This is a genomic window from Ornithinimicrobium pulveris (assembly GCF_050261105.1).
Lineage (GTDB): Bacteria > Actinomycetota > Actinomycetes > Actinomycetales > Dermatophilaceae > Ornithinicoccus.
In genome coordinates this window covers 626,683-651,291 of the sequence record NZ_CP189837.1, presented here as the reverse complement: position 1 = coordinate 651,291, position 24,609 = coordinate 626,683, and the positions used below count along the sequence as shown (strand labels likewise).

At 69.5% G+C, this 24,609-nt stretch carries 21 protein-coding genes; 3 read left to right on the top strand and 18 right to left on the bottom strand.

Annotation, left to right across the window (positions count from 1 at the left end):
• Nucleotides 1-3: 3 nt before the first annotated feature.
• Entirely contained in the window at nucleotides 4-1,200 is a 1,197-nt protein-coding gene (locus ACQBAT_RS03005; protein ID WP_420746930.1) for a zinc-dependent alcohol dehydrogenase, read from the bottom strand.
• 77 nt (nucleotides 1,201-1,277) lie between these two features.
• Here ACQBAT_RS03005 and ACQBAT_RS03000 point away from each other — a divergent pair, with 77 nt between their 5' ends.
• Nucleotides 1,278-2,330, top strand: a complete 1,053-nt coding sequence (locus ACQBAT_RS03000; protein WP_427197743.1) for an SDR family NAD(P)-dependent oxidoreductase — start codon at nucleotides 1,278-1,280, stop codon at nucleotides 2,328-2,330.
• A 100-nt stretch (nucleotides 2,331-2,430) separates the two neighbouring features.
• Here the strand turns inward: ACQBAT_RS03000 and ACQBAT_RS02995 are convergent, their stop codons facing one another.
• The 6 genes from ACQBAT_RS02995 to ACQBAT_RS02970 all read right to left on the bottom strand — a co-directional run bounded on the left by ACQBAT_RS02995 (nucleotide 2,431) and on the right by ACQBAT_RS02970 (nucleotide 11,415).
• Nucleotides 2,431-3,072 carry a GNAT family N-acetyltransferase gene (locus ACQBAT_RS02995; RefSeq protein ID WP_420746931.1) on the bottom strand — a complete coding sequence of 214 codons (642 nt, stop codon included), beginning with the start codon at nucleotides 3,070-3,072 and terminating at the stop codon, nucleotides 2,431-2,433.
• 18 nt (nucleotides 3,073-3,090) lie between these two features.
• Nucleotides 3,091-3,984, bottom strand: a complete 894-nt coding sequence (locus tag ACQBAT_RS02990) for a TatD family hydrolase (protein WP_420746932.1) — start codon at nucleotides 3,982-3,984, stop codon at nucleotides 3,091-3,093.
• Nucleotides 3,985-4,018: 34 nt separating this feature from the next.
• The gene (gene metG, locus ACQBAT_RS02985) at nucleotides 4,019-5,875 is read right to left on the bottom strand and encodes a methionine--tRNA ligase (RefSeq protein WP_420746933.1); all 1,857 of its coding nucleotides are present in this window, start codon (nucleotides 5,873-5,875) and stop codon (nucleotides 4,019-4,021) included.
• A 183-nt stretch (nucleotides 5,876-6,058) separates the two neighbouring features.
• Nucleotides 6,059-8,518, bottom strand: a complete 2,460-nt coding sequence (locus ACQBAT_RS02980; RefSeq protein ID WP_420746934.1) for a hypothetical protein — start codon at nucleotides 8,516-8,518, stop codon at nucleotides 6,059-6,061.
• 799 nt (nucleotides 8,519-9,317) lie between these two features.
• Entirely contained in the window at nucleotides 9,318-10,934 is a 1,617-nt protein-coding gene (locus tag ACQBAT_RS02975) for a hypothetical protein (protein WP_420746935.1), read from the bottom strand.
• Entirely contained in the window at nucleotides 10,927-11,415 is a 489-nt protein-coding gene (locus tag ACQBAT_RS02970; protein ID WP_420746936.1) for a SigE family RNA polymerase sigma factor, read from the bottom strand. The genes ACQBAT_RS02975 and ACQBAT_RS02970 overlap by 8 nt, the downstream gene beginning before the upstream one ends.
• 149 nt (nucleotides 11,416-11,564) lie before the next feature.
• Between ACQBAT_RS02970 and ACQBAT_RS02965 the strand changes: the two genes are divergently transcribed.
• The gene (locus ACQBAT_RS02965) at nucleotides 11,565-12,173 is read left to right on the top strand and encodes a DUF4126 domain-containing protein (protein ID WP_420746937.1); all 609 of its coding nucleotides are present in this window, start codon (nucleotides 11,565-11,567) and stop codon (nucleotides 12,171-12,173) included.
• Nucleotides 12,174-12,229: 56 nt separating this feature from the next.
• Here ACQBAT_RS02965 and ACQBAT_RS02960 read toward each other — a convergent pair whose 3' ends face one another.
• From ACQBAT_RS02960 to ACQBAT_RS02940, 5 genes are read right to left on the bottom strand one after another with little or no spacing between them, the layout of a single operon-like run.
• On the bottom strand, nucleotides 12,230-12,679 hold the full coding sequence (locus tag ACQBAT_RS02960) for a hypothetical protein (RefSeq protein WP_420746938.1): 450 nt from the start codon (nucleotides 12,677-12,679) through the stop codon (nucleotides 12,230-12,232).
• 46 nt (nucleotides 12,680-12,725) lie between these two features.
• Nucleotides 12,726-13,571 (bottom strand): 16S rRNA (cytidine(1402)-2'-O)-methyltransferase, encoded by an 846-nt coding sequence (rsmI, locus tag ACQBAT_RS02955; protein WP_420746939.1) that lies wholly within the window; start codon nucleotides 13,569-13,571, stop codon nucleotides 12,726-12,728.
• 41 nt (nucleotides 13,572-13,612) lie between these two features.
• Nucleotides 13,613-14,353 (bottom strand): succinate dehydrogenase/fumarate reductase iron-sulfur subunit, encoded by a 741-nt coding sequence (locus tag ACQBAT_RS02950; RefSeq protein ID WP_420746940.1) that lies wholly within the window; start codon nucleotides 14,351-14,353, stop codon nucleotides 13,613-13,615.
• Nucleotides 14,350-16,320, bottom strand: a complete 1,971-nt coding sequence (locus tag ACQBAT_RS02945; protein WP_420746941.1) for a fumarate reductase/succinate dehydrogenase flavoprotein subunit — start codon at nucleotides 16,318-16,320, stop codon at nucleotides 14,350-14,352. Before ACQBAT_RS02945 ends, ACQBAT_RS02950 begins: the two co-directional genes overlap by 4 nt.
• A 16-nt stretch (nucleotides 16,321-16,336) precedes the next feature.
• Nucleotides 16,337-17,041, bottom strand: a complete 705-nt coding sequence (locus ACQBAT_RS02940; protein WP_420746942.1) for a succinate dehydrogenase cytochrome b subunit — start codon at nucleotides 17,039-17,041, stop codon at nucleotides 16,337-16,339.
• Nucleotides 17,042-17,175: 134 nt separating this feature from the next.
• Here ACQBAT_RS02940 and ACQBAT_RS02935 point away from each other — a divergent pair, with 134 nt between their 5' ends.
• Nucleotides 17,176-18,765, top strand: a complete 1,590-nt coding sequence (locus ACQBAT_RS02935; RefSeq protein ID WP_420746943.1) for a dolichyl-phosphate-mannose--protein mannosyltransferase — start codon at nucleotides 17,176-17,178, stop codon at nucleotides 18,763-18,765.
• Nucleotides 18,766-18,793: 28 nt separating this feature from the next.
• Here ACQBAT_RS02935 and ACQBAT_RS02930 read toward each other — a convergent pair whose 3' ends face one another.
• Genes ACQBAT_RS02930 through argF form a run of 6 tightly spaced genes read right to left on the bottom strand, consistent with a single transcriptional unit; the run spans nucleotide 18,794 to nucleotide 24,582 of the window.
• The gene (locus ACQBAT_RS02930; RefSeq protein ID WP_427197773.1) at nucleotides 18,794-19,504 is read right to left on the bottom strand and encodes an SGNH hydrolase domain-containing protein; all 711 of its coding nucleotides are present in this window, start codon (nucleotides 19,502-19,504) and stop codon (nucleotides 18,794-18,796) included.
• Entirely contained in the window at nucleotides 19,444-20,853 is a 1,410-nt protein-coding gene (locus tag ACQBAT_RS02925) for an acyltransferase family protein (RefSeq protein ID WP_420746945.1), read from the bottom strand. The genes ACQBAT_RS02930 and ACQBAT_RS02925 overlap by 61 nt, the downstream gene beginning before the upstream one ends.
• A 24-nt stretch (nucleotides 20,854-20,877) precedes the next feature.
• Complete coding sequence (locus tag ACQBAT_RS02920; RefSeq protein ID WP_420746946.1) at nucleotides 20,878-21,252, bottom strand: tetratricopeptide repeat protein; 375 nt, start codon at nucleotides 21,250-21,252, stop codon at nucleotides 20,878-20,880.
• Between the two features lie 5 nt (nucleotides 21,253-21,257).
• Nucleotides 21,258-23,033 (bottom strand): PH domain-containing protein, encoded by a 1,776-nt coding sequence (locus tag ACQBAT_RS02915; protein ID WP_420746947.1) that lies wholly within the window; start codon nucleotides 23,031-23,033, stop codon nucleotides 21,258-21,260.
• On the bottom strand, nucleotides 23,030-23,581 hold the full coding sequence (locus ACQBAT_RS02910) for a PH domain-containing protein (RefSeq protein WP_420746948.1): 552 nt from the start codon (nucleotides 23,579-23,581) through the stop codon (nucleotides 23,030-23,032). The genes ACQBAT_RS02915 and ACQBAT_RS02910 overlap by 4 nt, the downstream gene beginning before the upstream one ends.
• Complete coding sequence (gene argF / locus ACQBAT_RS02905; RefSeq protein WP_420746949.1) at nucleotides 23,578-24,582, bottom strand: ornithine carbamoyltransferase; 1,005 nt, start codon at nucleotides 24,580-24,582, stop codon at nucleotides 23,578-23,580. Before argF ends, ACQBAT_RS02910 begins: the two co-directional genes overlap by 4 nt.
• Nucleotides 24,583-24,609 lie beyond the last annotated feature (27 nt).

The window sequence follows — 24,609 nt, the reverse complement described above, 5'->3', positions numbered from 1 at the left end:
GGCTCAGGGTCGCAGGATCACCTTGAGGCAGCCGTCCTCCTTCTGCTGGAAGACGTCATACATCTGCGGCGCCTCCTCAAGCGAGACCCGGTGCGTGGCCAGCGCCTCCAGGCCGAGGATGTCCTCCTCCTGGCTGACGAGGTCGAAGAGCTCCTCGGTCCACTGCTTGACGTGGCACTGGCCCAGGCGCAGGGTCAGCCCCTTGTCGAACATGTCCATGAGCGGCATCGGGTTGATCATCCCGCCATAGACCCCGCTCACCGAGACCGTGCCGCCACGCCGGGCCGCGTCGATGGAGGCGTGGAGCGCTGCGAGCCGGTCGATACCCATGTTCTCGATCATCGGGCGGCTGAGCACGCCCGGCAGTCTGCCGATGGCGTTGATCACCCGCTCGCTGACGGGGTTGCCGTGCGCCTCCATCCCCACCGCGTCGAGGGTGCCGTCTGCTCCGCGGCCGTCGGTGAGGTCGCGGATCGCGTCACCGACGTCTTCGGGATTCTTCAGCCCGTCCCGCAGGTCCAGCACCTCTGCACCCCATACCTGGGCGAGAGCCAGTCGCTCAGGGACCAGGTCGACGCCGATGACCCGCAGCCCCAGATGGCGTGCCGAGCGGACCGCCAGCTGGCCGACGGGTCCCAGCCCCATCACGGCGAGGGTGCCGTCCGGGGGGACCTGAGCCCACTGCACGCCTTGCCACGCGGTGGGGAGGATGTCTGAGAGGTAGAGATAGCGCTCGTCCGCGCCGTGATCCGGGATCTTGACCGGTCCGAACTGAGCCTGCGGCACCCGGACGAACTCGGCCTGCCCACCCGGCACCGCGCCATACATGTCCGTGTAGCCGAAGAGCGAGGCGCCCTTGCCGTGCTCGGTGTTCTGCGTCGTCTCGCACTGCGCGAAGAGGCCGCGCTCGCACATCCAGCAGTGGCCGCAGGAGATATTGAAGGGGACGACGACGCGGTCGCCGACGCGGAGGTGGCCAGCGGCTTCGGGGCCGACCTCCTCGACGATGCCCATGAACTCGTGGCCGAGGATGTCGCCCTCGTGCAGATAGGCGCCGAGCACCTTGTAGAGATGCAGGTCGGAGCCGCAGATCGCGGTTGAGGTGACGCGCACGATGGCGTCGGTCGGTTGCTCGATCACGGGGTCGGGGACGGTCTCCACACGGATGTCCTCGACGCCCTGCCAGGTGAGTGCTCGCATGTCTCGACACTAGGCGGGTGCGGGTGAGGGGGCGCGCTCAACGGGCAACTCCACCCTTTGCGGCCTAGTTTCGAGGTATGCCGTCACCCACCTCGCCGCCCGCCGCTCCAGAGCTCGTTGATCGGGCGCAGACGTCCGTTCAGTCGGGGGCGTCCGTTGATCAGACGCCGACGTCCATCGATCCTGAGGGACCGCCCCTCGCCCTCGTGATGGGCGCATCCCGCGGTCTGGGACTGCTCATCGCCCACGAGCTCGTTGGGCGTGGACATCCTGTCGTGATCAGTTCACGCACGCCGGCGGATCTCGAGTCGGCCCGGACACAGATCCTGCAGGTGCACCGAGGTGCACAGGTGGAGATACGACCCTGCGACGTGAGCGATCGGGAAGCCGTCACCCACCTGGTGGAGGAGGTCGAGTCAACGCTCGGTCCGATCGAGGTGCTCATCACGGTCGCTGGGGTGATCCAGGTGGGGCCGGCGGAAGCGATGACCTTCGAGCACTTCGACGAGGCGGTGGGGATCATGCTGCAGGGCCCGATCAACGTGACCCTGCCGGTCCTGGAGCGGATGCGATCTCGCGGTCGGGGCCGGATCGGCACGGTCACGTCCGTCGGTGGCGAGGTGACCCCGCCGCACCTGTGGCCGTACGCCGTGGCCAAGAAGGGTGCGGTGGCGTTTAGCGAAGGCTTGGCGGCCGAGCTGTCGGGGACGGGGATCACCGCGACGACGGTGGTGCCAGGGCTAATGCGGACCGGCTCCCACGAGCGGGCACAGTTCACCGGTCAGCCGGGCAAGGAGTACGCCTGGTTCGGGCCTGCCGCCTCTCTGCCCCTGCTGTCGATGAACGCCCAACGGGCTGCCGCTGCCATCGTGGACGGCGTGCTCGCCGGGAGAGTTCGGGTGGAGCTGACGCCGCTGACCCGAGTCGCCACCCGGTTCCGCGGACTCATGCCGGGAGTGACGACTCACCTGATGGGGGTCACCAGCAGGCTGTTGCCCTCGGCCAGCGGTCCTGGAGAGACGATCGAGGGTCGGGCGGCCAAGCAGCGGTTGGGCTCGACAGCCTCGCGGGTCGTCGGGGCATTGACAGTCCTGGGCTCGCGCGCCGCGCGCCGCAACAACGAACGCTGAAGATCGGATCGCGTCCGAGCGCTTCGCGTCAGTGCCGCGCCGAGCGAGGACTTCAGGCCCTGCGCATCTCACTGCCGCTACTGGCGCGTGATCCGGCCCTTCAGCGGGGTGGTCCGGATGGACATGCTTCGGTCCGTGGCCCGGCGCTGCCGCTGAAGCCGGGCCGCCTCCAGACGGAGAGGACGCCTTCACCCCCGGTGAAGCTGACCCACGGCGCCTGGAAGTCCCTCGTGACTTCCACGAAGCCGAGGCCCGCATGGAGGTCGAGGGAGACGGTGTTGACGGCTGCGGCGAAGTACCAGACCTCCTCGACGCCTCGGCTGACCAGCGTCTGCACCCGCGCCTCGGTGAGCCGACGGCCCCATCCTCGACGTCGCTGGTCGGGGCGGACCACCAGGCCCGAGAGGTACCAGCCGGTCGGCATCCCACGCCCGCCCCGGCTCCTCGGATCAAGATGGCCGGCCTTCCCGTAGCCCAGGATCTCCTCGCCTGCTGCCGCCACCAGAGTCAGCTGGCACTCGTCCCGCAGTGCCCGCTCGAAGCTCTCGATCCACCTCGGCAATCCCTCCCCCTCGCGGTCCGCCGCCAGCTGGGCGCAGGCCACGAGATCCTCCCGGCGGAGTGGCCGGACGGCCAGGTCAGGCGACAGCGCTCCTCCCGCGCCTGGAGGCAGCCCTTGCGGCGCCGTTCTGCCGGCAGCGCTGCTCTCCTCCCGCTCCCGAAACTCGGCGAATCTGGTCATCTCCCTGCCTTCCCGGAGTCACCAGGGCCCGTAGACCGTCTCGCTGTTGGTCGACAGTGCCTCGCAGAGTTGGGGCACGGAGGTGTTCAGCGTCGCCGCCATGGCCCGGACGGTGAGCGGGATCAGGTAGGGCGCGTTGGCGCGGCCGCGGTGCGGGGTGGGGGTGAGGTAGGGCGCGTCGGTCTCAACGAGCAGGTACTCGGTGGGGGTGACCGCGAGGGCGTTGCGCAGGCTCTTGGCGGACTTGAAAGTCACCGTGCCCGCGAAGGAGAGGTAGTAGCCGCGGCGGACGCACTCACGTGCCATCTCCATGTCTCCGGAGAAGCAGTGCAGCACGGTTGTCTCGGGCGCGCCCTCCTCGGCCAGGATCCGCAGGATGTCGTCATGGGAGTCGCGGTCGTGGATCTGCAGGGCGAGGCCGAGGTCCTTGGCCAGCTGGATGTGACGGCGGAAGGAATGATGCTGTGCCGCAACACCTTCGGGGCCCGTGCGGTAGTAGTCCAGCCCGGTCTCGCCGATCACTCTGATCCTGGGATGCGCTGCGAGAGAACCGATCTCGTCGATCACGTCATCGAGGTCGCCAGCCCGCTCGTGCTTGGGTGCCTCGTTCGGGTGGATGGCGACCCCACCGAGCAGCGCCGGGTGCTGGTCCACGATGCCCGCGGTCCAGCGCGCGGACTCGATGTCGCAGCCGATCTGGACCACCCGGTCAACCCCCACCGCGGCCGCCTCCGCAAGCGCCTGGGCCAGCGTCACCACCGGGGCGTCATCGCGCTGGATATCCAGGTGACAGTGGTTGTCCACCACCGGGATCGGGAGCGGGTCAGGGCGTTCGGGCCGCTCGGCGAGCCGGTCGTCGTGCTTTGCTCCCTCACCCCCGCCCTCACCGGCCACGCTCGACCCGACCGTCATGATCCGGTGAGCGGGTGGGCAGTGGTGGGAAACGTCATACCTGGGCCTTGGTCTGTGACTCGGCTCCCGGCTCGTCGACGAGCCCGAGGCGAGCCCGCTCCTCGTCCACGACCGAGGGGTCGAGCTTGGTGAAGATCGGGCTGGGCTTGGCGACCGGGGCACCGACCTGGACCGGACGGTGCGCCCAGCGTGGGGCGTCGGAGTAGTCGCCAGTGATGATCGGGTAGTCGGGCCGCGAGGGGTCGTCGAGATCCGCGACGACCTCGACCCGCGGCATGGGCTGGAAGGTGCCCTCGCCACCTAGCGCCTGGTGGACCGCGGTCGACGAATGCGGGAGGTAGGGCGACAGGATGGTGTTGAGGTCGACGACCGCCTGAGCGAGGACATGCAGGACCGTCCCGAGGCGTTCGCGCTGGTCCTCCCCCTTGAGCTTGAACGGCTCGGTGGTGGAGACGTAGGCGTTGGCCTCGCCGACCAGACGCATGGCCTCGGCGAGGGCGGCCTTCTGCTTGTGCGTGGCGATCAGGTGGCCGACGGTGTCGAAGCCCTGGGCGATCTGGTCAAGAAGGTCGCGGTCGACGGCCTCGAGCTCGCCTGCCGCGGGGATCACGCCGAAGTTCTTGGCGATCATCGAGGCCGTCCGGTTGACCAGGTTTCCCCAGCCGGCGACGAGCTCGGTGTTGGTGCGCTTGACGAACTCGGGCCAGTTGAAGTCGGAGTCGGCGGTCTCGGGCGCGGCGGCGGACAGGAAGTAGCGCACGGCGTCCGGCTGGTAGCGCTCCAGCACGTCGCGGACGTAGATGACGATCGAGCGCGAGGTGGAGAACTGCTTGCCCTCCATGGTGAGGAATTCGCTGGAGACCACCTCGGTCGGCAGGTTGAGCACGCCGAAGGGGCCGGGCTCGCCGCCCTTGCTGCCCTGGCCGTTGTGGCCAAGCAGCTCGGCCGGCCAGATCTGGGAGTGAAAGGTGATGTTGTCCTTACCCATGAAGTAGTAAGAGGACTGCTCGGGGGTCGCACCCTCGACCCACCACTCGCGCCAGCGGTCCTCGTGGCCCTCGGGCAGGCGCCGGGCCCACTCGACGGCGGCGGACAGGTAGCCGATCACCGCGTCGAACCAGACGTAGAGCTTCTTGTGGGTGTTGTCCTCCCATTCCGGCAGCGGGATCGTGATGCCCCAGTCGATGTCGCGGGTCATCGCGCGCGGGCGGATCTCCTCGAGGATGTTCTGGGAGAACTTGATGACGTTGGGGCGCCAGAGGCCACTGGCCTCCCGGCCGTCCAGCCACTCGCCGAGCGCGTCGGCGAGGGCGGGCAGGTCGAGGAAGAAGTGCTCGGTGTCCTTGAACTCCGGGGTCTCGCCGTTGATCTTGGAGCGGGGGTCCTTGAGGTCGACGGGGTCGAGCTGGTTGCCGCAGTTGTCGCACTGGTCGCCGCGGGCGTCGGGGTAGCCGCAGATCGGGCAAGTGCCCTCGATGTAGCGGTCGGGCAGGGTGCGGCCGGTCGACGGGCTGATCGCGACCTGCTGCGTCTGCTCGAGCATGTAGCCGTTGGCGTGGTTGGCCAGGAACATCTGCTGGACGACGTGATCGTGGTTGGCCGTCGTGGTGCGGGTGTAGAGGTCGTAGGAGACGCCCAGCAGGGCGAGGTCCTCGGCGATCAACGCGTGGTTGACATCGATGAACTCCTGCGGGCTCATCCCGGCCTTCTCGGCCTGGACGAGAATCGGTGTGCCGTGCTCATCGGAGCCGGAGACCATCAGCACCTCGTGGCCGGCCATCCGCATGTACCTGCTGAAGACGTCGGAGGGGACGCCGAATCCGGCGACGTGGCCGAGGTGGCGCGGGCCATTGGCGTACGGCCAGGCGACGGCAGACAGGACGTGGCTCATGGGGCACCAGTCTAGGTCCGCTCGGCTCGGCGTTTTGCCGGGTCGGATCGTCCCGGTATGCCGTGGGTCTCCTCCCGAAGTCACGGGCCACCTGCCGACGTCACGGGCGAGCTGCCGAAGTCACGGGCCAGCTGCCGAAGTAGAACACGGCGGATGCGACGGGGTATCGCAGAGCCGCCCCGCTCAGAAGGGTGGGGGGTCGTCGTTGCGGTTGTCTTGGTGGTCGGTCCAGGGGGTGGCTGGCTCGTCGGCGCTGGTGTGCTCGGGGCCGGGCGGCGGCTGGGCCGGTAGGTCGAGGAGTTGTTCTGGGGTGGGGTGGTCGGGGGGTGGGCCGGGGCGTCGTTGGCCGTTGTGGTCGGTGTGGTGCAGGTGGCCCCAGTCTTCGATGGTGAGCCAGTCCTCGGAGCCGACGATGTCATCGTGGGCTTGGGTGCGTTCGCCGGGGCTGCGGTGGACCAGGGCGGCGTAGAGGAGCTGGTTGATCAGGTCGCGGCGGTGGGCCAGGTCGGCTCGGTCCTGTTCGCTGCGCTGGCGTAGCAGGTCGGAGTATCGGGGATGTGTCCCGGGGACTGGTTCTTCTGGGGGTTCGGGTGGGCTGTAGGGGGTCTTGGTGGTGAGGCGGTCGGCGTATTGGCGGTAGTCGTGGCCGCGGGTTCTGGCGATTTGGCCGAGCAGGGTGGTCCAGGTGAGGTCGCGGCGGCGGTTCATGATCGAGGCCCAGAGCTTTTTGGTCTTGCGGGCGTGGTCGAGGGCTTCTTTGGAGTTCAGGTTGATCTCGGCGGTCCAGGCGTGGGTGGACCATTCCTTCTCGTGGTCGATCTCGCACCGGTCGGCGGGGCGGCGCGAGCCAGGGCCGCGCCCGTACCTGTCGGCGGCCCAGATCTGGCGTTTCATCTGCGCATCGGGTGACCGGGTGCCGGTGGAGCGTTCGATACAGCGCCCGTCGGCCGGGTCGTACAAGAGCCGGGAGAGCACCGATCCTGGGGTGAGCACGATCTGCCGGGCCTGCCGGGGGGTGATGAAGCCCGAGTTCCACCCGACCAACTCCCCCACCCCCCTCGGCCGCCCAGCGGGTGGCATCGTCCCGTCCCCGGGCCGGCAGGGTGCGCCAGGGGCGCACCGTGAGTGCGGACCATCCAGATCAGTGCCCACCCCGGGTTCGCTGCCAGGGATGGGGGCAGAGTCCTCCCCAGGTCCCGGGACGGATTCCTTCCCAGGACCCGGGACAGAGCCCACCCCGGGTTCGCTCCCAGGGATAGAGGCAGAGCCCTCCCCAGCACCCGAGACAGAGTCCTCCTGAGCATCGGAGGCAGAGTCCTCCCCGGCCTTGGGGGCAGGGTTCTCCTCAGGCATTTCGTGATTCTCGTGCTTCTCGTGCTGGGAGGTGGCCGGTGGGTGTGTGACGGGGGTGGTGCAGTGTGGGCAGACGGCTCCGATGAGGGTGTCCCAGGGGATGAGGAGCTCGACCTTGCCGGCCGGGGTCGCGTTGATGATCGCGCGCAACGCGTGGGCGTCTTCGGGAGTGATCACCTCATCAAACAGGCTCTCCTGGGCACTGGCCTGGGCACTGGCAGCGCTGGCGCAGGAACACCCGCACCCGCACCCGGCCCCGGCCCCGGCACTGTCATCACCATCGTCGCTCTGACCGTCCTGGCCGCACCGGCCGTCCTGGCCGCATCGGCTGTCCTGGCCGCATCGGTCGTCCTGGCAGGTGTTGTGGGGTGTGGGTTGGCCGGGGAGGGTGAGGGTGCCGTGGATGAGGAGGATGGCGGTGATGTCGGAGCGGAGTTGGGCCAGGGTGCGGGGGTCGCCGCCTTTGCGGGCGCGGCGGGCCATGTCATCGATGCGGGTGATGACCGCGATTCCGGTGACGGTCCCGAACTGGGCGATCAGGTTCGCCACACCCTCATCCCCGATCTGCAGGCGGGTATCGCGGGCGGCGTGCGCGGCGTCCCTGACCCGCTCTGCTTCGTCTTCGTCCTCGGCGCTGGCGCGGGTGATCTCGCGTGCTAGCGCGGCTGTGAACTCGGCCTGATGCCACGGCCTGCCGGGCTCGAGTTCACCGTCGACATCGAGGCGTTCAACAGCGGCGACATCCTGGTCGGTGCCGAACATCACCAGCGACACCCGTGCTGCCTGCTCCACGGACAAGCGCCGGGTGTCGGCCTGGAAAGTGATGATGTGCTTGCGGGCGATCTCGCCGCGGCGCAGCGCGCCGAGCAGGTGGGAACGGACCGATCCCGGGACGGTGGCCAGGGCGACCTGTTGACGGGCTTCCCAGGTACCGATCCCAGACAACACGCTCAGCTCCCCAGCGACCGCGGACTTGGTGTCTGCCCGCCAGGACTGGTGCGCGCTCTTAGACATCGCACCCGGGTCCTCTACCCCGCGTCGGGCCAGCAGGGCACTGCCCGCGGTCATGACCAGGTCCTGGGTGGAGACCAGCAACGCGGCCTCCAGCTCGCACTGCGCGCGCCGCATCGCTGCCATCCCCGCCAACACATCCCCGGCGGTAGCCGGCACCGGCACCCCGACGGCCTCGGTCCCATCAGCAGCGACCTGAGCACAGATCGCCCCCACCCACCGCTGCGCAGCCCCCGCCTCCACACCCAGACCCTCCAGCCCAGCAATCGCGACCGCCACCGGATCCGGTCCAGCCCCCGGGTCACCAGCCGCCACCGGACAGGACCCGCCGTCGTCACCCTCGCGCGCTAGGAGTTGGTCCGGGGAGGCCTGTTCTGACTCGCTCGGCTTGGGACCACCGCGGGAGCTAGAGGAGGTATCAGGGTGCTGATCGCCCGCCGACGCCGGTTCTGCATCGCCACCATCAGAGCCCTCATCGACGACGGCAGCCAGGGTGGTTTCGTCAGCAGCTGCTGGTAGGAACCCAAGCACCTCATCCCAGTCCGCCCGCTCACGCTCGACCGCAGCACGCTCATCACGCCCTGGCCGCTCACGCCCTGGCTGTTCACGCTCCTCTGGCTCACGCTCTGGCTGAGTCACCACCACCCCTCACCCCGCTTCCCTCCACTAGACCGGGACCATCCAGAAAGCCCCTCTTCCTGAACTACCACCCACCCTAGAACACACCTCCGACATACCCGACACATGTCCACAACCACAGTCCCGAAGGGGCCCTCGACCAAGGGGATGTGGATAACGGCAAAGCGGAGGTGAGGACAGCCCTGCAAGTCGGCTGCTCAGCGCCGATCGCGAACAGCGAAAGTGCGGCGGCGCCTCAAGCGCCACCGCACTTCCTCCACCGTCCTGACCACCCCTCGCGTGCGCCCATCCGTCCTCACCAACTTGGGCGCTCAGTCCTGACACACTTAAGCGCTGGGTCCCGACGAACTCGGGTGCTCGGTCCTAACTCGCTCGAGCGGCAGCAGGCTTGGGGAGCAGCTGCTCAACGGAAGTGGCAGTCAACCTTTTGATCGGCGGCTCAGCCCTGGAGCCGTAGATCCACTACCCCGTCACCGTCCTGGTCGAAGCCGGACACGTAGGTGGACAGGTCCTCGCGCGTCAGGTCGACACCCTCCGGCACCCGCACCGTGCTGAACACGAGCGCGGGCCGGCCGGGAGCGGGTCGCTGCGCCTGCGTGCCGCCCTCAGTACTCGTCGCACCATTGGACAGCACCGGGTCCGCCTGCGTCGGGTCGCTCACCAGCGCCACCACCATCGCCGTCCGGTCATCGATCAGGTAGGCCACTGCCTCCTGATCGACCCCGGTCGCCCTCGGCAGCTCGCCATCACCCAGGCCACCCTCGTCCGTGCCACCGACCGCCCGACCGCTCACCAGCAGCACGCTCCGGTCGGTCCCGTCGGTCGCGACCACCGCCTCACCACCGTCCAAGACGTAGTGCTCCTGCTCCGTCACGCCCAGGAACGACCACGTGTTGCCGATGCCATCCTCGAGAGCCCGCACGTCTTGCCGGGCCAACCCGACCACCCGGGTGCCTGCCGGCACCCGCTCGATGGCGAAGGTCCGACCACCACCAGAGCTCACCAGCCCGGACTCGGTCACCTGGTCCTGCCCGACCTGGACGCGATCACCGGCACCCTCGGTCACCACGACCACAGGGCCGACGGACCCGGTCTCGCCGATCACCAGGGTCGCGCCGTCCAGATCCTGCCACGCTCCGACCGGCTGCCACGGCTGCGGGTTCACCTGCTCCAGCAACTCCCCTCCCCTCGCCACCCCGTCCACCTCGAGGGTATCGGCGTTGATCGAGAAGGACAGCCCCTCGAGCGCACCGGGACCGGCACTCTCCCCGCCACCAGCGACCGTGCTCTCACCGGCCCCCACGCCGACGGCCTGATACACCCGTCCATCAGCGAGCTCCTCACCGACGAAGGCCTCGCCCAGGGCCTCGCGGCCCTCCACCGACAGCGCCAGGAACGGCCGCTCACCGCCCGAGGCATCCGGCACCATCACGAAGGCGGCATCCAGCGGCTCCTGCCAGTCGACAGCTCCCGCGCCCTGCATCGGATCCCCGGGCACACCCACCCGCAGGGACGCCGCATCGCTGGGCGTCCAGCCGTCCACCATCACCACCGGCCGCTCGCCGATCATCGCCGTCCGCACCTGCCCGTCCCCGCGCATCGACAGGTCGGTCCGGAATGTCCCGCCGTCCAGATCGGTCGCCATCACCTCACCATTGCTGACAGTCAGCGTGATCGCCGCACCGTCGGCGAGCGCCAGCCGGTCGTCCAGCTCCACCTTCTCCGGAGCGGGGAGCCAGCCCTGGCGGTCGGGCACCGGCCCCTGCCGATCGGCACGGGCTCCATCGACCGAGCCATCCACCTCTGACTCCACCCCGGTCGTCGGCTGGCCGGCCGGACCGCCGTCCTGCGAGGCACCGAGCAGCCCGCTGCCCCCGAGCCCCGCCCAGACGGCACCGGCGAGCGCGAGCCCACCAATCGCCATACCGGCTCCGGTCGCCCGCCGGCGGACCACCTTGCGGCGACCTCCGCGGACCACCTCGCCCGCCTCCAGGTGCATCCGCGGCGCCTCCGCGGCCGCGCGGTCCAGGATCGTCAGCACATCACGGTCAGACATGGGTCTCCTCCTCCAGAAGCAGGGCGCGCAGGCCGGCGAGGCCGCGCGAGGTTGAGCTCTTGACCGTGCCCACCGAGACGCCGAGGGCGTCCGCGGCATCCTTCTCGGACAGGTCCAGGTAGTGCCGCAGCACCACGCACTCGCGTTCGCGAGTGGGCAACTGCTGCAGCGCACGAATCAGGTCGACGGTCGAGGACGAGGGCTCGGAGCCGCCGAACTGCTCCGGCGGCGCCTCGGTGAGCACCTCCCGGCGCCGCTTGCGCCAGGTGTCGGTGTGCAGATTGCTCATCACCCGGCGGGCGTACGCGGTCGGGTGCCCGCCGCGCAGCCGCGTCCACCTGACGTAGACCCGTTCCAACGCCTCCTGCACCAGCTCCTCCGCGCTCCCCGGGTCACCGGTGAGCATCCAGGCGCTGGTCAGCAGCCGCGGGGAGGCCGCGTCGACGAAGTCGACGAACTCAGCCTCGTGCTCGGCCCGCATCAGGCCACCTCATCCGTGTTCACACCCCACCAACGTCCCGGTATGCCGAAAGGTTGAGTCGCGGGAACAGGTCCGCCCCCGTGCGTGGTTGACTTGGCAGACGGTTCCCGCCGGGAGCCGCCGAGCAGAAAGACGAGGCGAGGAAGCACATGCTCGCTGCACTCACGGGGGCAGGCCTGTCGGCCGCGGCCGGGCTCAACGCCTACATCCCCTTCATCCTGGTCGCGCTGGTGGCGAAGTTCACCGACGTCATCAACCTGCCCCATCAGTACGCCTGGATCGAGTCCTGGTGGGCGATCGGCATCGCCGCGGTCCTGCTGGCCTCCGAGTTCATCCTGGACAAGGTCGCCGTCGTCGACAGCATCAATGACGCGGTCGGCACCTTCGTGCGGCCGGCGACCGGCGGTCTGATCTTCGCCGCGTCGACGGCGGCGGAGGACTTTGAGCGCGGCTCCAGCTTCATGGCGGACAACCCCTGGATCGGGGTCCTGCTCGGCATCATCACCGCCGGCATCGTGCACACCGGCAAGGCGGTCACCCGTCCCGTCGTCAACGCGGGCACCGCCGGGGTAGGCGCCCCCCTGGTCTCAAGCGCTGAGGACGGTGTCTCGCTGACCCTCTCGCTGGTGGCGATCTTCCTGCCGGTGCTGGTGATCTTCCTGCTCCTGATCCTGCTGTGGGGTCTGTTTGCGCTGTGGCGGCGCGGCTACCGTCGGCGTCGTCGCCGCGACGAAATCATGTCGTCGGCGGGGTACTGAACCGACGACTGGACGTCCAGCAGGGTTCCCGATCGGGCGCTCTGGTGCGAGGCCAGTCAGGGGGCGAGCTCTTCCTCCTCGATCGACTGGTGCCGCAGCAGGGCGGCCAGCATCCCGTTGACCGCGACCAGGCCGATCAGCCCGACGCCCAGCATTAGGATGGCCCCCACCAGATAGAGCCCGGTGGGGTCCGACTCGTTGGCCTGCCGGGCCCAGGCAAGGGTCCCGCCGACCGCCCCGAGGAAGCTCACGATGGCGGTGATCCCGCCCAGCCCCTTGGCGCGACGCCCTTGGATCAGCCAGCCGGTCATCACGCCCAGCAGACCGCCACCGGCCGCGAAGGCGAAGGTCAACAGCATGTCGGAGAGCTGCATCTCGGCATCCGAGGCAGGCAGGATGGAGGTGGTCGCCCAGCCCGCCACAAACCACGCGATCACCCCGCCGACGAGGCCCGCGAGCACGGTGATCAGGGTGTTCATGCCGCTGGAGCGCTGTCGCCGGTTCACGCGCGTAGTGTGCCCCACCCCGGCCCCGCGCACAATAGGCCGGGGCTCACCGAGCGGCGACCGCCGCCTCGTAGAGGTCGCGTGCGGAGAGCCCGGTCCGCCCCGCGATCTGCCGACAGACATCCTTGAGCCGTTCCCCAGCCGCGGTTCTCGCCAGGATCTCCGGTATGACGTCCACCTCGCCGTGGGTGGGGCCGGCCGAGGCATCCCGTCCCTGCACCACGATGGTGATCTCGCCCTTGACCCCGTCCTGCGCCCAGTCCGCGAGCTCTCCCAGGCCGCCGCGGCGGACCTCCTCATAGGTCTTGGTCAACTCCCGGCAGACCGCGCCTGGCCGGTCTGGCCCGAACGCCTGCGCCATCGCCGCGAGCGTCTGCGCCACCCGGTGCGGCGCCTCGAAGAAGACCATCGTCCGCGGCTCCTGCGCCAGCTCGGCCAGCACGCTCCCACGCTCCCCAGCCTTGCGCGGCAGGAAGCCCTCGAAGCAGAACCGGTCCACGGGCAGCCCGCTCACCGCCAGCGACATCAGCACCGCCGACGGACCCGGCACGCAGGTCACCCGGAGGTCGGCCTCGACACAGGCGCTCACCAGGCGGTACCCGGGGTCGGAGACTGACGGCATACCGGCGTCGGTCACCAGCAGGACCCGATCCCCGGCGGCGATCCGCTCGACCAGTTCCGGCGTGCGGGACGCCTCGTTGTGCTCGTGATAGCTGACCACCTCGCCGGTCACGCTCACCCCGAGCCGGTCGGTCAGCCGCCTCAGCCGGCGGGTGTCCTCGGCGGCGACGACGCCAGCCCCCGCCAGCTCATCGAGCAGGCGGGGGCTGGCGTCGCGGGAGTCACCGATCGGCGTCGCGGCGAGGACGAGGGTCCCCTCCGGCGCGCCCACCGCTCGACCGCTCAGAGACCGACCGTTCAGGGATCGACCGCTCAGAGACCGAAGCCGGCGCGGCGCAGGTCGGAGTTCATCTGCGAGATGACGTTGAGCGGGATGCCCTTGGGGCAGGCGCGGCTGCACTCGCCGAGGTTGGTGCAGCCACCAAAACCCTCGAGGTCGTGCTGCTCGGTCATCGCCACCACCCGGGCGTCACGCTCGGGCTGGCCCTGCGGCAGCTCGCCCAGGTGGGTGATCTTGGCACCCATGAAGAGCATGCCGGCGGCGTTGGGGCAGGCCGCGACGCAGGCACCACAGCCGATGCACTCGGCCGCCATGAAGGCCCGGTCGGCGGCGACCTTCGGCACCGGGGCCGCGTGGGCGTCCGGGGCCGCGCCGGTGTTGGCCGAGATGAAGCCACCGGCCTGGATGATCCGGTCGAAGGCGGTGCGGTCGACCACCAGGTCCTTGATGACCGGGAAGGGGTCGGCGCGCCACGGCTCGATGACGATCTCGTCACCGTCCTTGAACGAGCGCATGTGCAGCTGGCAGGTCGTCGTCCGCTCCGGCCCGTGGGCCTCGCCGTTGATGACCACGCCACAGGTGCCGCAGATGCCCTCACGACAGTCGGAGTCGAAGGCGACCGGCTCCTCACCCTGCTCGGTGAGGTGCTCGTTGAGCAGGTCGAGCATCTCCAGGAACGAACTGTCCTCGGAGACGTCGTCCATCGGGTAAGACACCATGCGGCCCTTGTCGGACGGGCCGTCCTGGCGCCAGATCTTCAGCGAGACCCTCACTTGTAGCTCCTCTGCTTGAGCTCGATGAACTCGTACTCCAGGTCTTCCTTGTGCAGGATCGGCGAGCCGCCGTCACCGCCCCACTCCCAGGCCGCCACGTAGGCGAACTCGTCGTCGTGGCGCAGCGCCTCGCCATCCTCGGTCTGGGACTCGGCGCGGAAGTGGCCACCGCAGGACTCGCGGCGGTGCAGCGCGTCGATGCACATCAGCTCGCCCAGCTCGAGGAAGTCGGCCACGCGTCCGGCCTTCTCCAGCGACTGGTTGAGGGTGTCGGCGGCGCCGAGCACGCGCACGTTCTGCCAGAAGTCGGTCCGCAGCGCGCGGATCTCCTCGATCGCCTCGCGCAGGCCCTCGTCGGTGCGCTCCATGCCGCACTTCTCCCACATGATCTTGCCGAGCGCCTTGTGGTAGGAGTCGACCGATCGGGTGCCGTTGACCGTCAGCAGGTGCTCGACCCGGCCGGCGACGTCGTCGCGCGCCGCCTTGACCTCGGGGTGGTCCTCCTCGAGCGTGCCGAAGGGGCCCTTGGCCAGGTAGTCGCGGATGGTGTTCGGCAGCACGAAGTAGCCGTCCGCCAGGCCCTGCATCAGCGCCGAGGCACCGAGCCTGTTCGCGCCGTGGTCGGAGAAGTTGGCCTCGCCGGTGACGAACAGACCCGGGATCGTGGACTGCAGGTCATAGTCCACCCACAGGCCGCCCATCGTGTAGTGCACGGCCGGGTAGATGCGCATCGGCACCTCATAGGGGTTCTCCCCGGTGATGCGCTCGTACATGTCGAAGAGGTTGCCGTACTTGGAGCGCACGGTGTCCTCGCCCATCCGCTCGATCGCCTCGGCGAAGTCGAGGTAGACGCCGCGGCGGGAACCGTCGACCTCCGGGCCGACGCCGCGACCCTCGTCGCACATGTTCTTGGCCTGACGGGAGGCGATGTCACGGGGGACCAGATTGCCGAAACCGGGGTAGATCCGCTCCAGGTAGTAGTCGCGGTCCTCCTCGGGGATCTCGCGCGGGTCCTTGTCGCAGTCCTCGGCCTTCTTGGGCACCCAGATGCGGCCGTCATTACGCAACGACTCGCTCATCAGGGTCAGCTTGGACTGGTGGTCACCGGACTGCGGGATGCAGGTCGGGTGGATCTGGGTGTAGCAGGGGTTGCCGAAGTAGGCACCCTTGCGGTGCGCCCGCCAGGCGGCGGTGACATTGCAGCCCATCGCGTTGGTCGACAGGAAGAAGACGTTGCCGTAGCCCCCGGAGGCCAGCACGACCGCGTCGGCGAGGTGGGTCTCGATCTCGCCGGTGACCATGTCGCGGGCGATGATGCCGCGGGCCTGTCCATCCACCACGATCAGCTCGAGCATCTCGTGCCGGGCGTACATCTCCACGGTGCCGGCGGCGACCTGACGCTCCAGCGCCTGGTAGGCACCGATCAGCAGCTGCTGACCCGTCTGGCCACGGGCGTAGAAGGTGCGCGACACCTGGACACCACCGAAGGACCGGTTGTCCAGCAGACCGCCGTACTCGCGGGCGAAGGGCACACCCTGGGCCACGCACTGGTCGATGATGTCGGCGCTGACCTCGGCCAGCCGGTAGACGTTGGTCTCGCGGGAGCGGTAGTCCCCACCCTTGACCGTGTCGTAGAAGAGGCGGTAGATCGAGTCGCCGTCGCCCTTGTAGTTCTTGGCGGCGTTGATCCCGCCCTGGGCTGCGATCGAGTGCGCGCGGCGCGGGCTGTCCTGGTAGCAGAAGGACTTCACGTGGTAGCCCGCCTCGCCCAGGGTCGCCCCGGCGGCGGCGCCGGCCAGGCCGGTGCCCACGATGATCACCGAGAGCTTGCGGCGGTTGGCCGGGTTGACCAGGGCGGCGTCGAACTTGCGGGTCGTCCACTTGGTGGCGATGTCCCCCGCGGGCGCCTTCGTGTCGGCGATCGGCTCTCCCTCGCGGTAGAGGCCGTCGATCAGCGTGTCAGTCATCTGGTGTCACAGGTCCTTAGTCGACGAGGCCGAAGAGGATGGCGAAGGGCGGGATCAGGAAGCCGATCACGATGATCGTGGCCACCAGGATCGAGACGAACCGGATCTGCTCGGCGCGCTTGAGCGAGGTGTTCAGGCCCAGCGTCATCGCCGCGCCCCACAGCCCGTGCAGCAGGTGCATCCCCACCGCGAGCATCGCGAGCACGTAGATGATCACGACGAGCGGGTTGCTGAAGGCGTCGACCACCCGCGCGGCGGGGCTATGGTGCGTCCCGTAGTCGAAGGTGATCGTCTGCGTCGTGAAGTGCATGATGTGGAAGATCACGAAGAGCAGGATCGCCAGGCCGCCCCAGCGCATCGCATGGGCGTAGACGCCGCCGTAGCTCGCCTTCTTCTTGCCCGCATAGCGCGTCGTCCGGGCATTGCCGGCGCGGCGCCACAGCGTCATCGTGGCCCACACGTGCAAGATCAGCGAGGCGATCAGCAGCAGGCGGAAGGCCCACAGGGCCCCCTTCTCCGGGATCATCCCCTCGCCCAGCACCCGGAGGTGGTGGGCGTAGTCGTCGAACGCCTCCCGACCAAGCAGGATCTGCAGGTTGCCGTACATGTGCATCAACAGGAAGAAGACGAAGAACAGGCCGGTGGCAGCCACGATCGTCTTCAACAGGATGCTGGGCGGACCAGTCCGGGATCCGCGCGCAGGAGCAGTTGTAGTGGCCACGAACCGGACTCTACTACTGCCCTCCACCAGCGCTTTTTCGACAAACCGCCATGCTCTAAACCCGCCCCGGGTGGTCGGTCGGGGCGGGCGACACCGTCCAGAACCTCTCGGTTGCACCACCTACCATGCCCCGTATGGAGTCACTGCGGGCGCGCCTGCTCGGTGCGCCGCCCGCAGATCTTGCGCGGGCCAACCGGATCGCCTGGATCGGCATCCTCGTGGTGACCCTGCTCGGCGGGGCCATCCGGTTCTGGCGCCTCGGCACCCCCGGTCGCCTGGTCTTCGACGAGACCTATTACGTCAAGCAGGCCTGGTCGATGGCCCTGCACGGCGTCGAGATGAAGGTGCGGGCAGGTCTGGAGGAACCGGACGCGCTCTTCACCGCCGGCACCCCCGACGTCTTCGGGACCAGCCCGGACCTGGTCGTCCACCCCCCTGTCGGCAAGTGGATGATCGCGGCCGGGCAGCTGCTCTTCGGCCCGGAGCACTCGTTCAGCTGGCGCGTCTCCTCCGCTGTGATCGGCACCCTGTCGATCCTCCTCCTTGGCCGGGTCGCCTGGCTGCTCTGGAAGAACGCGCTCCTCGCGATCTCGGCCTCCCTCCTGCTGGCCGTGGACGGCCACCACTTCGCCCAGTCGCGGATCGGCCTGCTCGACATCTTCGTCATGTGGTGGGCGCTGCTCGCCTTCCTCTTCCTCCTCCTGGACCGCGAGCAGGGCCGCAGACGTCTCGCCGAACGGTGGGATCGAGCCACGGCGCGCGACGGCACGGGGAAGATCTCGGCTGCCCGACGCCGGTGGGGACCGGGCCTGGGCTTTCGCTGGTGGCGGCTGGCCGCCGCAGTCAGCCTCGGGCTGTGCATCGGCACGAAGTGGTCGGGCCTGTACTTCCTCGCCGCCTTCGGCCTGCTCACCGTCTGGTGGGACATGGGCGCCCGCCGCGCCGCCGGCGCGCCCAACTGGTTCGTCGGCACCGTGGTGCGCGACGGCATACCGGCGTTCCTGACCATGGTTCCCACCGCTGTGGTCACGTATGTCGCAACCTGGGCCGGGTGGTTCGCCACCCAGGGCGGGTGGAAACGGCAGTGGGCCGTGGACAACCCGGCTGCGGCGGGCAACCTCGCGGACCTCGTCCCGGACCCCGTGCGCTCGCTGTGGGCCTATCACGTGGAGATGATGACCTTCCACGTCGGACTGCAGAACGAGCACAAGTGGAGCTCCAACCCCTGGAGCTGGACCGTGCAGTGGCGGCCCACCCTGTTCTACGCGCAGTGGCCGAGCCAGGGCGAGCAGGGCTGCCAGGTGGACAACTGCGTCGACTACATCGCCTCGCTCGGCAACATCTTTATCTGGTGGGGCGCGACGATCGGGATGCTCATCGTCGCCTTCCTCTGGCTGCTCGGGCGAGACTGGCGGGCCGGCGCGGCGCTGTCGGGGATCATCGCGGGCTGGCTGCCGTGGTTCCTCTATCAGACCCGGACCATCTACAGCTTCTACGCGGTGGCGTTCGTGCCCTGGTTGGTGCTCGTCGTCGTCGCCTGCCTGGGCCTGGCGCTCGGGTCGGCGAACGCCTCCCGTGAGCGGCGGCGGTGGGGAGCGGTCGCGGTCGTGATCTATCTCGCGCTGGCCCTGGCCTGGTTCGTGTGGTTCTACCCCGTGCACGCCGCGGTCGTGATCCCCCGCCAGCAATGGGATCTGCGGCTGTGGTTCGACTTCTGGAACTAGGGCGGCGCTTGAGGTGACCTGGCCGCGGTCAGGACGCAGGGTCGGTGAGGAGCGGTCGCAGGAGTTCGACCCACCCCGGAGCGAGGCTGGTCGAGAAGGTCGCCGTCAGGTGCGCACCGTCGGACCACAGCAGCATGCCGTCCCGGACGACAGTGCACGTCTCCTCAGGGCAGACCAGCGGAACCAGGTCGAGCACGGTGACTCCGGGCACCTCGCGGGCGATCTCGGTCGGCCACTGCTCGTTGCGGATCTCGGCCAGCGGGCGGCTGCAACTCTGGATCGATCCGCCAGGGAGAGCCAGACAGTCCGGCACCGAGCTCTCGAAGGAGGGAGCGGTCGAGATCACCGCCACCTGCTGACCTTCCTCGAGCAGCTCGAGGAGCAGGGTGCGGAACCCCTCGGTGGGCCGCTCCGGGTCAGCCCCGTCGCTGACATCGCTGCCGGCCACGACATACCGGGGGGAGAGCCCGAGGACGACCAGGTCCGGCGGGTCCGCCGCCAGCTCGGCCCGCATCGCCGCCACCCAGTCCTCGCACGCTCGGAAGGGTGCCCTGGCGAAGGAGACCACCTGGGTCGTGGGTGGGCAGGCCGGTTTGCCCATGAGGTCCACCCGCCACCCCTCCTGCTCGGCCGCGGCGACCAGGCCAGGTGCCCACATCACCGCATGCGAGTCACCGATCAGCGCGATCCGCGGCGACGCCCCGCCATCCGTAGGGTCGTCGGCGCCGAAGGAGCACACGCGCACCTCAGCGTCCCGCTCCTCCGGTCGGCAACCAGTCTCGTAGTAGGGCGCGAAGTGGTCCTCGCTCGCGCGGGCCAGGGGTGGGGTGAAGGCGACGTCTCCACGGTCACCGGCCCCGCCGTCACCGGTCCGGTCCGTCCCGCCGGGATCAGCGAAGCACCCATCACCAGCGCCGCGGCCGTGAAGGCGATGACCGCGAGGCCCGGCCCCGCCCCCGAGCGGCGAGCTCCCGTGGATGGTGCGGCGCGACCGCGCGCACGCAGACGGGGCGCCGCGGAACGGGCGTGGCGCCCGCGCGTCCTCCCGGCTCGGACCCGTTCCTCGACCTGGCTCCAGGTGAGCGCGGCCAGCACGACGGCGAGCGCCACCGCCGCCACGATCGCGAGCCGCGACTCAGGCCAGCGGACCAACGCCACCACGAGGAGCGGCCAGTGCCACAGATAGAGCGAGTAGGAGATGTCACCCAGCCGCTGCACCGGCCAGGCCGCCAACGGGCTGCCCGCCACCCCGAGCTCGTCCGCGTCCGCCCACAGCACCAGCGCGGTCCCCAGCGTGGGGATCAGCGCCACCCAGCCCGGGAAGGCCATCGTCGTCGGTGTCAGGACGATCGCCCCGACGATCGCCGCCGAGCCGATCCCGAAGGCCGACCACCTCAGCCAACCGGGCGACATACGGACGGGGACCACCATCACCAGCAGCGCGACGACACCGCCGAGCGCGAGCTCCCACAGCCGCAGCGTTGTCCAGAAGTACTGCGACCCGTCGGGGTCCCCGAAGGCACTGGCGACCGAGGCGATCAGCGAGGGGATGCCGAGCAGCGCCAGCGCCATCCCGGCGACGGCCAGCGCGCGCCGACGAGCTGACCCACCTCGGATGACCAGACCGACGACGAGCAGCACGAGCGGCAGCACGAGATAGAACTGCTCCTCCACCGACAGCGACCAGTAGTGCTGCACCGGACTGGGCAGGCTCTCGGCCGCGAGGTAGTCGGTCGAGGTCCAGGCGAACCGCCAGTTGGAGACATAGGCGATGCTCGCCAGGATGTCCCACCCGGTGCTGCGCCAGATCGTCACCGGCAGCAGCGCCCAGGTCAGGACCGCGGTCACCGCGAGCACGAGTCCGGCCGCCGGGAGCAGCCGGCGGGCGCGGCGCACGAAGAAGCGCCCGAGGCGCGGGCGGCCGCGCTCCTCAAGATCCCGCACCAGGATCCTGGTCATCAGGAAGCCGGAGACGACCAGGAAGACGTCGACCCCGACGAAACCGCCGCCCCACCCCGGCACCTCGGCATGCCACAGGACCACGGCGAGCACCGCGACGGCCCGCAGGGCCTGGATGTCCTTCCGCACCGCGACATCCCCCCCTTTCGGGCCTTAGGTGTCCAGCCCCATCGCCTCGGCCATCTTGAGGAAGACCGCGCCCTCCTGCGCCCGACCCGCTCGCTGCAGGGTACGGGCCAGCAGGAGGTGGGCGTAGGCGTCCGTCGGCCAGCGCTCCACCATCTCGCGGGCCACCGTCTCCGCCGGACCGAGCCGGGCGGCGTGGTAATAGCTGCGCGCGAGCAGGAGCATCAGCTCGGCATTGCCCGGCGTGCTCTCCACGAGCGGCTCAAGCAGATCGGCGGCGCGCCCATAGTCCTTGGTCTCGAAGGCGAAGGTCGCCCGGTCATAACGCGCATGGTCATCCAGGCCCGCATCGTCGGGCAGGGCGATGAAGGTGGGCTCCTCGGGCTGGTGCTGCTCGTTCATAGACATCACGACGTCGTGAAGTCCGTCAACATTCCCGGGGTCGCCCGATCGGCGAGGTCCACGGCCAGCTCGACCGGCATGTTCGGCGCCACGACCTGCTCGCCGCCCGCCGCGGTGGTCGCGGTGAGATCGGCCAGCCCCAGGCGGCGCTGGAAGAAGCTCTGGTGCACCACCCAGCCGATGATCCCGGCCCGTTCGAGCACCTCACGGGTCCGCACCACGGCACCGGTCTGAACCACCAGGTGCTCCTCGGTCAACCCGTGCCCGAGATTGCGCCACCCCGCCTCGGCGATCACCGCGTTCAGCAGCCCGAAGCCCACCAGGACCGCGACCGGGATCCACCACGGCCAGCCCTGGAAGAACTCCCACGGCAGCAGGTAGGTCGGCACGGCGACCAGCGCGGTCAGGAAGAGCGTCCCCCACTGATGACTGACGTGCATCCGCCGCCGGGCCCGCGGGCCGTGGCCCCGCAGCGCCATCGTGAGCGGACCATCCTCCTCGAGCAGGTCATGCCCGACCTCTTCGACCACCTTCCGGGGCGCCGGCGGCAGCACCCGAGCCGTCCCCGCGCCACCGACACCGGTCGCGATCGCGGTGAGCTCGGCACCGGTGACGAAACGCAGCAGGAAGGGCTCGCTCATCTGCACACCGCGCACCTTGGCGCGCTCGATCGTCTGGCTGCGGGTGGTGAGCAGCCCCCGGGTCACCCGCAGGTTGCCATTGGCCTCGCTCACCAGCCGTAGGTTCCACCAGTTGAGCACGTACGACGCGGTCGACAGCAGCACCCAACCGATCACCACGACGATGGCCAGGCTCGCCACCAGGACCAGGACCGCCTGGGCGACGATCCACGCCCACGCGTCCTGAGCCACCTCGAGCTGGTCGATGGGCAGGTCGTCACCGAACTGGAAGAGCACACCCACCGCACCCGCGACGACGACCAGGCTGGACAGGCTAAAAGGGGCGAACCGCAGCCAGCTCCAGTTGATCCGGGCGAGCTCGCGCTCCGCGCCCCCCTGGTATGTCGTGTCCCCCGTCCCTCCCGCACCGGCACCTTGCGCGGGCGCCGGGTGGGGCTGCCCCTCCGCGGCGACGGAGTCCCCCGTTGTGCTGGCCGCCTTGTCGGCCGAGGAACTGACCTCCTTGGACCGCTCCAGCAGGTAGACCCGCAACTCGGCAGCCTGCTCCTGGGTCAAGCCGTCCAACTCGATCCGGCTGCTGTCCACGCCGGTGCCGACGGCCACCTTCGCCAACCCCAGCACCCGGTGGATCGGGGTGGACTCGATGTCGACGCTGCGGATGCGGTCCAGCGGCGCCGTCAGCGTGCGCCGACTCAGCAGGCCGGTGCGCAGCTGCAGCTGTTCCGGCGTGAACCGATAGCGGGTGATGAACCAGGTCATCATTCCGGCGACCAGGGCGACCACGGCACCGGCGACGGCGATCCAGAGCCACCAGTTGCTGCCCTGCGCGCTCCCCCGTTGTCCCGCGAAGATCGCGATCAGCAGCGGGAAGGCCATCGACCACAGGGTGCGGACGGGGTGGACGAGCAGCATCCGCGAGCTCAACCGGCGCCACCCCTCCGGGTCGGCCTCCTGCAGCCCCACCCCCTCGGGCGGACCGAGCGGCACCTGTGCCGGCGGTCCACTGGGCGGGGCCCACCCGGCCGGAGCACGCTCGCCCGCACCCTCTGGCACCGGCTGCGCGGAGGGGGGTGACGGCATACTGGGCCGGGCGGGGACCACCGGCGGACCGGACGGCGGGGGAAGGTCGGGCGTGCTCACGTCGCGTCGCCGTGCGTCTGGCCGGTCACCCTGGCCAGGTCCGCGGTGACCCGGTCAGCCAGGTCGGTGTCCAGGCAGGGCAGCGTGATCGGGCCGGCGGCGGACGCCGTGGTGACGGTGACATTCGCGAGCCGGAAGAGCCGCATGATCGCCCCCCGGTGGGTGTCCACGGTCTGCACCCGCGACAGCGGCGCGATCCGCTGGTCCCGCGAGAGCCACCCAGTCTGGGCGAAGACCCGTTCGCCGGTGACCTCCCAGCGCGTGCGCTTGTAGCGGATGATCGGCTCGAGCGTCACATCGAGCAGGTTGGAGATCATGATCAGGATGAAGATCGGCCCGAGCCAGGTGCGCCAGGACTCCGGCACGACCGAGTAGATGGTGAACATCACCGCCCAGCCGATCACGCCACCGATGAAGCCGTTGATCACCCAGTAGTTCACCGCGCGGGGGCTGACGCGGTTGGCGGGCTCGCGCAGCCGCAGGTCCTCGGCCACCGGCTCGCCCACCCCGGGCTGGCCCGTCCTCGGGTCGTCCTGGACGACGCTCATGCCAGGGTGGCGACCATCAGCGCCTTGATCGTGTGCAATCGGTTCTCGGCCTGGTCGAAGACGATGCTCGCCGGCGACTCGAAGACCTCGTCGGTGACTTCCAGGCCACCGACGAGCTCGGGGTGCTGATCCATCAGTTCCTGTCCCACCTGGGTGTCGGTGTCGTGGAAGGCGGGCAGGCAGTGCATGAACCGCGCCTCCGGGTTGTCGGTGGCCGCCATCAGCTCGCTGTTGACCTGATAGGGCAGGAGGGCCTCGATCCGCTCATCCCAGGCCTCCACAGGCTCCCCCATCGAGACCCAGACGTCCGTGTGCACGAAGTCGACGCCGCGGACAGCCTCGACGGGATCCTCGGTGATGGTGAGCTGGGCGCCGGTCTCGGCTGCGACCTGCTCGCACAGCTCGACGACATCGGCGCGCGGCTGGAAGGCGGTGGGCGCGCCGATCCGCACGTCCATCCCCATCTTGGCGCCGAGCAGCAGCAGCGAGTGGCCCATGTTGTTGCGGGCATCGCCGACGTAGGCGTAGCTGATCTCGTGGCGGTGCTTGTGGCTGTGCTCGGCCATCGTCAGGGCGTCGGCCAGCATCTGGGTGGGGTGCCAGTCGTCCGTCAGCCCGTTGTAGACGGGGACACCGGAGAACTCGGCCAGCTCCTCGACCTTGGCCTGGCTGGAGCCGCGGTACTGGATCGCGTCATACATCCGGCCGAGGACGCGGGCGGTGTCCTTGATCGACTCCTTGTGCCCGATCTGGGTGCTCTTGGGGTCCAGGAAGGTGGTCGTGGCGCCCTGGTCGGCGGCGGCCACCTCGAAGGCTGCGCGGGTGCGGGTCGAGGTCTTCTCGAAGACGAGCGCGACCGTCTTGCCGACGAGCAACTGTCGCTCCTGGCGGCTGTGCTTGGCCCGCTTGAGGTCATAGGCGAGGTCGATCAGATAGCGCACCTCGGCCGGCGACTCCTCGACCAGGGACAGCAGGCTGCGTCCCCGCATGTTGACCGCCATCGTTCCTCCTCTATTCGCTCCCCGGCC

What these genes read in the sequence shown, in the direction of transcription:
- ACQBAT_RS03005 (WP_420746930.1), bottom strand. Translation starts at nt 1,200, where the DNA reads ATGCGAGCACTCACCTGGCAGGGCGTCGAGGACATCCGTGTGGAGACC.
- ACQBAT_RS03000 (WP_427197743.1), top strand. Translation starts at nt 1,278, where the DNA reads ATGCCGTCACCCACCTCGCCGCCCGCCGCTCCAGAGCTCGTTGATCGG.
- ACQBAT_RS02995 (WP_420746931.1), bottom strand. Translation starts at nt 3,072, where the DNA reads ATGACCAGATTCGCCGAGTTTCGGGAGCGGGAGGAGAGCAGCGCTGCC.
- ACQBAT_RS02990 (WP_420746932.1), bottom strand. Translation starts at nt 3,984, where the DNA reads ATGACGGTCGGGTCGAGCGTGGCCGGTGAGGGCGGGGGTGAGGGAGCA.
- metG (WP_420746933.1), bottom strand. Translation starts at nt 5,875, where the DNA reads ATGAGCCACGTCCTGTCTGCCGTCGCCTGGCCGTACGCCAATGGCCCG.
- ACQBAT_RS02975 (WP_420746935.1), bottom strand. Translation starts at nt 10,934, where the DNA reads ATGTCTGACCGTGATGTGCTGACGATCCTGGACCGCGCGGCCGCGGAG.
- ACQBAT_RS02970 (WP_420746936.1), bottom strand. Translation starts at nt 11,415, where the DNA reads ATGCGGGCCGAGCACGAGGCTGAGTTCGTCGACTTCGTCGACGCGGCC.
- ACQBAT_RS02965 (WP_420746937.1), top strand. Translation starts at nt 11,565, where the DNA reads ATGCTCGCTGCACTCACGGGGGCAGGCCTGTCGGCCGCGGCCGGGCTC.
- ACQBAT_RS02945 (WP_420746941.1), bottom strand. Translation starts at nt 16,320, where the DNA reads ATGACTGACACGCTGATCGACGGCCTCTACCGCGAGGGAGAGCCGATC.
- ACQBAT_RS02935 (WP_420746943.1), top strand. Translation starts at nt 17,176, where the DNA reads ATGGAGTCACTGCGGGCGCGCCTGCTCGGTGCGCCGCCCGCAGATCTT.
- ACQBAT_RS02920 (WP_420746946.1), bottom strand. Translation starts at nt 21,252, where the DNA reads ATGAACGAGCAGCACCAGCCCGAGGAGCCCACCTTCATCGCCCTGCCC.
- ACQBAT_RS02910 (WP_420746948.1), bottom strand. Translation starts at nt 23,581, where the DNA reads ATGAGCGTCGTCCAGGACGACCCGAGGACGGGCCAGCCCGGGGTGGGC.
- argF (WP_420746949.1), bottom strand. Translation starts at nt 24,582, where the DNA reads ATGGCGGTCAACATGCGGGGACGCAGCCTGCTGTCCCTGGTCGAGGAG.